The following is a 265-nucleotide window of genomic DNA, read 5'->3' as shown; positions in this document are numbered from 1 at the left end:
GCTTGTAGCTCAGGTGGTTAGAGCGCACCCCTGATAAGGGTGAGGTCGGTGGTTCAAGTCCACTCAGGCCTACCAAATTCTTTCTGATACCGCGTTGTGAAACGACTCGCATACTTCAGTATGCTTCGCCGCTCCACGCCTTGTCTCAGCAAGAATTAAGGTGAATGAGATAACTACGATGGGGCTATAGCTCAGCTGGGAGAGCGCCTGCCTTGCACGCAGGAGGTCTGCGGTTCGATCCCGCATAGCTCCACCATCTTTACTG

1 tRNA gene is annotated in these 265 nt (G+C 53.6%); it reads left to right on the top strand.

Annotated elements, in window-relative coordinates:
- The first annotated feature begins 180 nt into the window (after positions 1 to 180).
- Positions 181 to 256, top strand: a tRNA-Ala gene (locus OGX67_RS00525).
- Positions 257 to 265 lie beyond the last annotated feature (9 nt).

Source organism: Citrobacter sp. Cf118, assembly GCF_030334095.1.
Classification (GTDB): Bacteria; Pseudomonadota; Gammaproteobacteria; order Enterobacterales; family Enterobacteriaceae; genus Citrobacter; species Citrobacter freundii.
Note: the sequence above shows the minus strand (reverse complement) of the source record. Positions and strands in the feature narration are given on the sequence as shown.